At 36.9% G+C, this 6,220-nt stretch carries 4 protein-coding genes and 1 pseudogene; 1 reads left to right on the plus strand and 4 read right to left on the minus strand.

Translation table 11 applies throughout. The features are described from left to right. The 4 genes and pseudogenes from QL998_RS20010 to QL998_RS20025 form a co-directional block, all read right to left on the minus strand. Window positions 1–104 (minus strand): annotated as a pseudogene (locus QL998_RS20010) (IS110 family transposase); the annotation flags it as partial. A gap of 100 nt (window positions 105–204) precedes the next feature. Continuing rightward, window positions 205–969 carry a YdcF family protein gene (locus QL998_RS20015; RefSeq protein ID WP_182198054.1) on the minus strand — a complete coding sequence of 255 codons (765 nt, stop codon included), beginning with the start codon at window positions 967–969 and terminating at the stop codon, window positions 205–207. A 54-nt stretch (window positions 970–1,023) separates the two neighbouring features. Further along, window positions 1,024–1,911, minus strand: coding sequence for a LysR family transcriptional regulator (locus QL998_RS20020; protein WP_002961689.1), 888 nt, complete (start codon window positions 1,909–1,911; stop codon window positions 1,024–1,026). Between the two features lie 426 nt (window positions 1,912–2,337). Then, entirely contained in the window at window positions 2,338–4,707 is a 2,370-nt protein-coding gene (locus tag QL998_RS20025) for a GGDEF domain-containing protein (protein ID WP_182198052.1), read from the minus strand. A gap of 290 nt (window positions 4,708–4,997) precedes the next feature. Here QL998_RS20025 and pyrC point away from each other — a divergent pair, with 290 nt between their 5' ends. After that, on the plus strand, window positions 4,998–6,050 hold the full coding sequence (gene pyrC, locus QL998_RS20030) for a dihydroorotase (RefSeq protein ID WP_182198050.1): 1,053 nt from the start codon (window positions 4,998–5,000) through the stop codon (window positions 6,048–6,050). Window positions 6,051–6,220 lie beyond the last annotated feature (170 nt).

Consider the following 6,220-nt stretch of genomic DNA (forward strand, 5'->3'; position numbering starts at 1 on the left):
GCACGCTTTAACATTTTCTTTTTAACTAAGCGCCCTTGTTCATTGCAGCACACCACATGGAAAAATCTTTTTGCTATGTCTAAACCAATTGTTGTAATCTTCATTTTGGTCTTCTCCCTTTGATTATCGTAACCACTTTAATCATGGCACATAGATGCCGTATAGGGAGGAGACCATTACATCAGGTTAGTTAGACGAAATGAGCTACAGTGCCTCTGGATCTACCCAGCGGCGCAGACTTATCCAAGTGTTTCCTACTACTTCGTGACTGTATTGCGTAACCACAAGTAAGGCATGAGCATTGGGAATAAACTGTTTGCTCCATGGAAGTGCAGCAAAATTATGATAATCAGTGGCGGCGGTTATTACTTCAACACCTTGAGCATTGAATAAGTTTTTGGCGCGGGGCATGTGCAGCACAGATGTTACTAGCGCGACTTTAAAATCAACTAATTTAGGTGCTAATAATTTAGCTTCTGCTGCGGTATCCATCGCTTTAGGATTTTGGAGTATACGGCTTTTATTAATTCCTAAACTAATTGCTGTTTGATACATAAGCCCGCTATTAGTGATATTTTGATAACCCCCGCCTGAAACTATAAGCTCTGCATTAGGGTAGTGCTTTGCTAGTTTTACACCTTCTACTAAGCGCGTTAACGCACAATTACCTAATTGATTATTAGCACTGAGTGCAGGATTTGGGTTTATATCGCAACCTAGTACAACTATTTTGTCTATTTTTGGATGCTTTAAAGCATAAAATGCAAGCGAAGTAGGTTCATTATTGTGGATAATTAAATTGGCGATAAAGGGGGTGCTCAATGCAAGTAATACAATTAAGCTTAAAGCAGATAATAAGAGAGCTGATTTGCGACCTTTAAATGCGAGTAGGAGCATCAGACACGCAAATAAACCAAATAGAGGCAGTGGCATAAGTAAACCACCAATAATTTTTTTAATAACAAACATAAGAGTTAAACGCTGTAGAGTTAATTACAGCGATATTACTCATTATATTGATGATTATCGACCGTTATTTAACTTACACGTATTTAAAAAGTGACGATAAACAGGGTTGTCTTTCATGTCTTTTTTCATTGCTAAATACATAGGACGAGTAAGGCCAAGAGCACCCAGAGGAATTGACTTTATCAAGCCTTGGCTTTCATAAGGTGTAACTAGCCAATCAGGTAAAGCGGCAACGCCCATGCCGGCACTTACTAGTTGAAAAATAAGTAACCCTTGATCAACCGTTTTTAACGTACCGTCAAAACGTGCATTTTGAATGAAATGCTTAAATATATCTTGGCGTTCACGTGGGATTGGGTATGAAATAATAGTTTCGTTTTTTAAATCAAGCGCTGTTACATACGCTTTTTTAGCAAGTTCATGATCCGGTGCCACAATAAGCTTCAATTTAAAATCAAATAAGTGCGCGTACTCTAATGTGTCGGGTTCACGTATGTCAGATGTTAAAACTAAATCGAGCTCATCGCTTAGTAAGTCAGGAATAGCGTCGTAACTAAAGCCGCGCTCGTAATCAATTTTTATATCAGGCCAAAAGTTATTAAATTCTTTAATAGTAGGCAATAACCAATGAAAACATGCATGGCATTCCACACTTAAACGCAGTTGAGAAATAGGTTGATTTAAGCTTTCTTTCAAACGGCATTTAGTCGCTTCCATTTTTGGTAATATTTCGTGAGCCAACTCAAGTAATAGCATTCCCTGAGGGGTAAAGCGGACTGGTTGAGTTTTACGCTCAAATAATTGGCAATCTAATTTATTCTCTAAATCTTTGATTTGATGAGATAAAGCAGACTGTGTCAAAAATAACTCTCGTGCCGTATTAACCAAAGATCCTGTTTCTTTTAGGGTTGCTATGGTTTTTAAATGTTTAATACCAATCATCTTTAAAAATTCTCATGGGAAAAGTGAGTTCAGCTCAGATTAACCACATACTACGCCTATACAAAAAACGTTTCAACGTCTAGATGGCTAAAATTTTGCGATTTATTGTGGTTTATTGCAGTTTGTTGCTATGAATCGCGAAAATATTAAAATTAGTAACGATAAAAGTCATTCGAAAACTGGTTTGATGAGTTTTAGATGAGTTTGCTTCATGTTGTCTTTTAAGTATATCGATTGCGGTGTGCTTCACCTCAGTGTGAATTTTGACTATATAAATAACTGTGTGGGGTGGGGGTGGGGGGTTGTTGAATGGTTACTTTAGATTGTGGTTTAAAAAATAGAGTCGTTTTGCCTTTTATCTATAGTTTAGGTCAATGGATGAGTATATACGTAATACCTAAGCCAGCGACCTACTCGCTGGCTTTTTTATAAGGGCTTATTAATAAGTAATATGGCTTCTTTGGCTGTGACCGGTTTTGACTTTAAAAAACCTTGGCCATAGTCACACGCGGTGGATTGTAAAATGGCTAATTGTTCAAGTGTTTCTATCCCTTCAGCAACAACCTCAAGTTTTAATGATTGCGCAAGTGATAAAATGGCTTCAACAAGTGGGTTGGTGGAATCTTGTAGGTGGTCTATAAAACTTTTATCTATTTTTAAAATATGGATAGGCAGTTGGTGCAAGTAGCCCAGTGCTGAATAACCCGTTCCAAAATCGTCAAGGCACAATTTTACTTTTAAAGGTGAAAGACCTTCTATTATTTGAGTGGCGAGTTCTAGATTTTCTATTAAGCCTGATTCGGTAATCTCTAAACATAAAGAACCCAGAGGTAATTGGTACTTATTATAAATAGAATGTATTTGCGCTACAAAATCGAGGCTTGCAAAATGTCGTGACGACACATTAACCGTTACTTTCAAAAAGCGATGGCCTTGTTGGTGCCAATTTGAAATCTGCTGAGCGGCTAAATCAAGCAAATGTAAATCAAGGTTTATAATTTGCCCTGTAGTTTCAGCTATCGGTATAAAGTCATTAGGGGGTACAAATCCTTTTTTAGGATGATGCCAGCGCACAAGTGCTTCAAAACCAATAACCTCACTTGTGGTAATTGTAAAAATTGGCTGAAAATAGAGTTCAAATTCGTTGTGTTCTATACCGTGTTGCAAGTCGTTTTCGATATCGGCATGGGTTTTAAGTTTTTTACGCATCGTGTTATTAAAAAACTTAACTTGTCCACGCCCGGTGGATTTTGCTTCATACATAGCAGCATCAGCTTGTTGCAGTAATATATAAGCTTTATCGTTTATGTTGTCGGTATAGGCAATACCAATACTAGTAGAAGCTTGAAGTAAGTGGCTATCTACATTAAGAGGTTTTGATAATGCGCTTTTAATTCGGTTTAAAGCTTCATTAACTTGGTTTTTATGCGTGATGTTTTCCATAAAAATTGCAAATTCATCGCCGCCTAAACGTGCAAATGTATCCGTGCTTCGTACTGTACCTTTAATCAAGTCGCATATTTTTATAAGGAAGTGGTCCCCAACTTCATGCCCGAGCGAATCATTAATACTTTTAAAACGGTCAAAGTCTAGATACAACAGGGCATGGCTAGTACTCTTTTTAGCACGCGTTAAACGTAAAATAGCATGCTTTATTCTCTCAATGAGTAATGAGCGGTTAGCAAGGCCGGTAAGCTCGTCATGCAATGCTTTATGCTCGAGCTCTTGTCGGGCTAGTTGTCTATCAATTGCCATACTTATTTGGCGACTTACGTAAGTTAGAAGAGCGCTGTCGTGTTCGTTGTATTGCAGTGTTTTATCGTAGCTTTGTACAACAATAACACCGCTTATACGATCACTTGTTTTAAATGGAACACCCAACCAAGACTCTGATTGTCTGCCTACCATTTTAAAATCACCGTTATCTATATGACTTTGAAAGGCATCTTTATTGAGTAATAAGGTTTGCTCTGTTTGCAGTAGGTAATATGAAGCAGTGTCTTTTAGCTGTTCTTTAGATATTTTTTGATGTGTTTTGGTGTTTATGCCTTCTTCGACTATATAAACAAGGTCAAGTATATCTACTTTTTTGTCATATAAAGCGATAAAAAAGTTATCAGCGAGAAGTAAATTATTGATAATTGAATGAAGGGCTTCAAAAAACGTATCTAAGTCGTTAGCTTTATAGGTTAGATTTGCTATTTGTAATAAGCTATTTTCTAATTTTTGTGCGTTGTTAAGTTGTTCAACTGTTTTCTGTAAGCTATTTACCGTATTTACTTGGTTAATTTTAGCACTGAGTAAGTGGGCAACTGTTGTAAGAATTTCAAGATGTGCGTTTGTAAAGTAGCCTTTAATAGGATGCTCACAATCAATAACACCTAAAACTTGTTCTTTATATATAAGAGGGACGCATAGTTCTGATTGGGCAGGGCGTTCATCTGCGATATAACGGCTATCTTTTGTTACATCATCGATAATTACGGCTTTACCAGTAGTTGCAACAGCCCCAGTAATTCCTTCACTAAAACGTATTACTTTACGTTCGGCTTGATATTTGTCACGGGCGTGAGCAATACCCATCGAGGCAACTTGATTTAATGTATTTGCTTTATTATTAGCAAGATATATAACACAATCAACAAATCCTAAACGGTTTACAACATGCGTTGTAACATACTCAAATAACTCTTCTAGTGTATCGAGTTGTAATAAGCTAGATGAGAACTGATTGATAATACTCAGTTGATCAGTTTTTATTTCAAGTGCTCTTGAGGCATCATTTTTGTAAGACATAGGCAATTTATATTATTCTTTTTATTTTTAAATACGTAGCTAAGTTAACCTAATCTTGGATTTTGTACAAAATAAAGCGATGAGTGGTTTTAATTGGCTGTAAATTATTATGACGAATGGCTTTAATTAATTGTAAGTAATAACAATGGCTAATCCCAATTGAATTGGAGTATTAAGCTTTAATTACACAACTCGGTAATGTCATCAACATATGCATTATTTTTAATAAAATCTTTACTCGAAAACATCATATGCCTATGATCGAATAAATTCAGCCTTGGAACAAAGTAATGACAAGCAATAATACAAACTCTGTAACAACCCTTACTATCACTCGCCCAGATGACTGGCATGTACATTTACGTGATGGCGACCAGCTAAAGGATACTGTACGAGACATTAGTAGATACATGGGTCGCGCTATTATTATGCCAAACCTTGTTCCGCCGGCAACATGTACTGATACCGCTCTTTCCTATCGAGAACGTATTATGGCAGCAGGCCCACAAGGTGCCTTTGAGCCTTTAATGGTACTTTACCTCACTGATAAAACGACACCAGATGAAATAAAGAAAGCAAAAGCAACGGGCAAAATAGTAGCTGCAAAGTTGTATCCTGCTGGCGCTACAACCAATTCTGATTCGGGTGTTACATCAGTCAAAAATATTTACCCGGTTTTAAAAGCAATGCAAGAAGTAGGTATGTTGCTGTTAGTACACGGAGAAGTTACTGATTCATCAATTGATATTTATGACCGTGAAAAAGTATTTTTAGATACGATTTTAGGGGATGTGGTAAGTGACTTTCCTGAACTTAAAATTGTACTAGAGCATATTACAACTAAAGATGCAGTAGAGTTTGTAGTTAATGCACCTCGCAATGTAGCAGCAACAATTACAGCTCATCATTTACTTTATAATCGTAATCATATGTTAGCGGGTGGAATTCGCCCACACTATTACTGTTTGCCAATCCTCAAACGTAACATTCACCAGCAAGCATTAATGGCCGCAGCTATAAGTGGAAATAAAAAGTTTTTCTTAGGAACTGATTCTGCACCACATTATAAAGATAAAAAAGAAGCTGCTTGTGGTTGTGCTGGTGCATATACGGCTCATGCCGCAATTGAGTTATACGCTGAAGCATTCGAAGATGCAGGAGCTCTGGACATGCTTGAAGGATTTGCAAGCCACTTTGGTCCTGACTTTTATGAGTTGCCGCGTAATGCCGATACAATAACATTACAAAGAAAACCATGGGACGTACCTGCAAGTTATACCCTAGGCGACTCTGAAGTTGTGCCTATAAAAGCAGAAGATACTATTGATTGGTCTGTTAAATAGTTAATATTTTATATTTAAACCAAAAGCCGCTTAATTTTTAAAGCTGTCTCTTATACACAAATCCCTGCTAAGAAATTAGCGGGGATTTTTTTGAACTAAATCTCAATGTCATGATCAGATCTTCAAATCTTGTTTGAGGGCACATTATGATTAACGAACATACTCATTGG

Source organism: Pseudoalteromonas sp. APC 3691 (genome assembly GCF_030408135.1).
GTDB lineage: Bacteria > Pseudomonadota > Gammaproteobacteria > Enterobacterales > Alteromonadaceae > Pseudoalteromonas.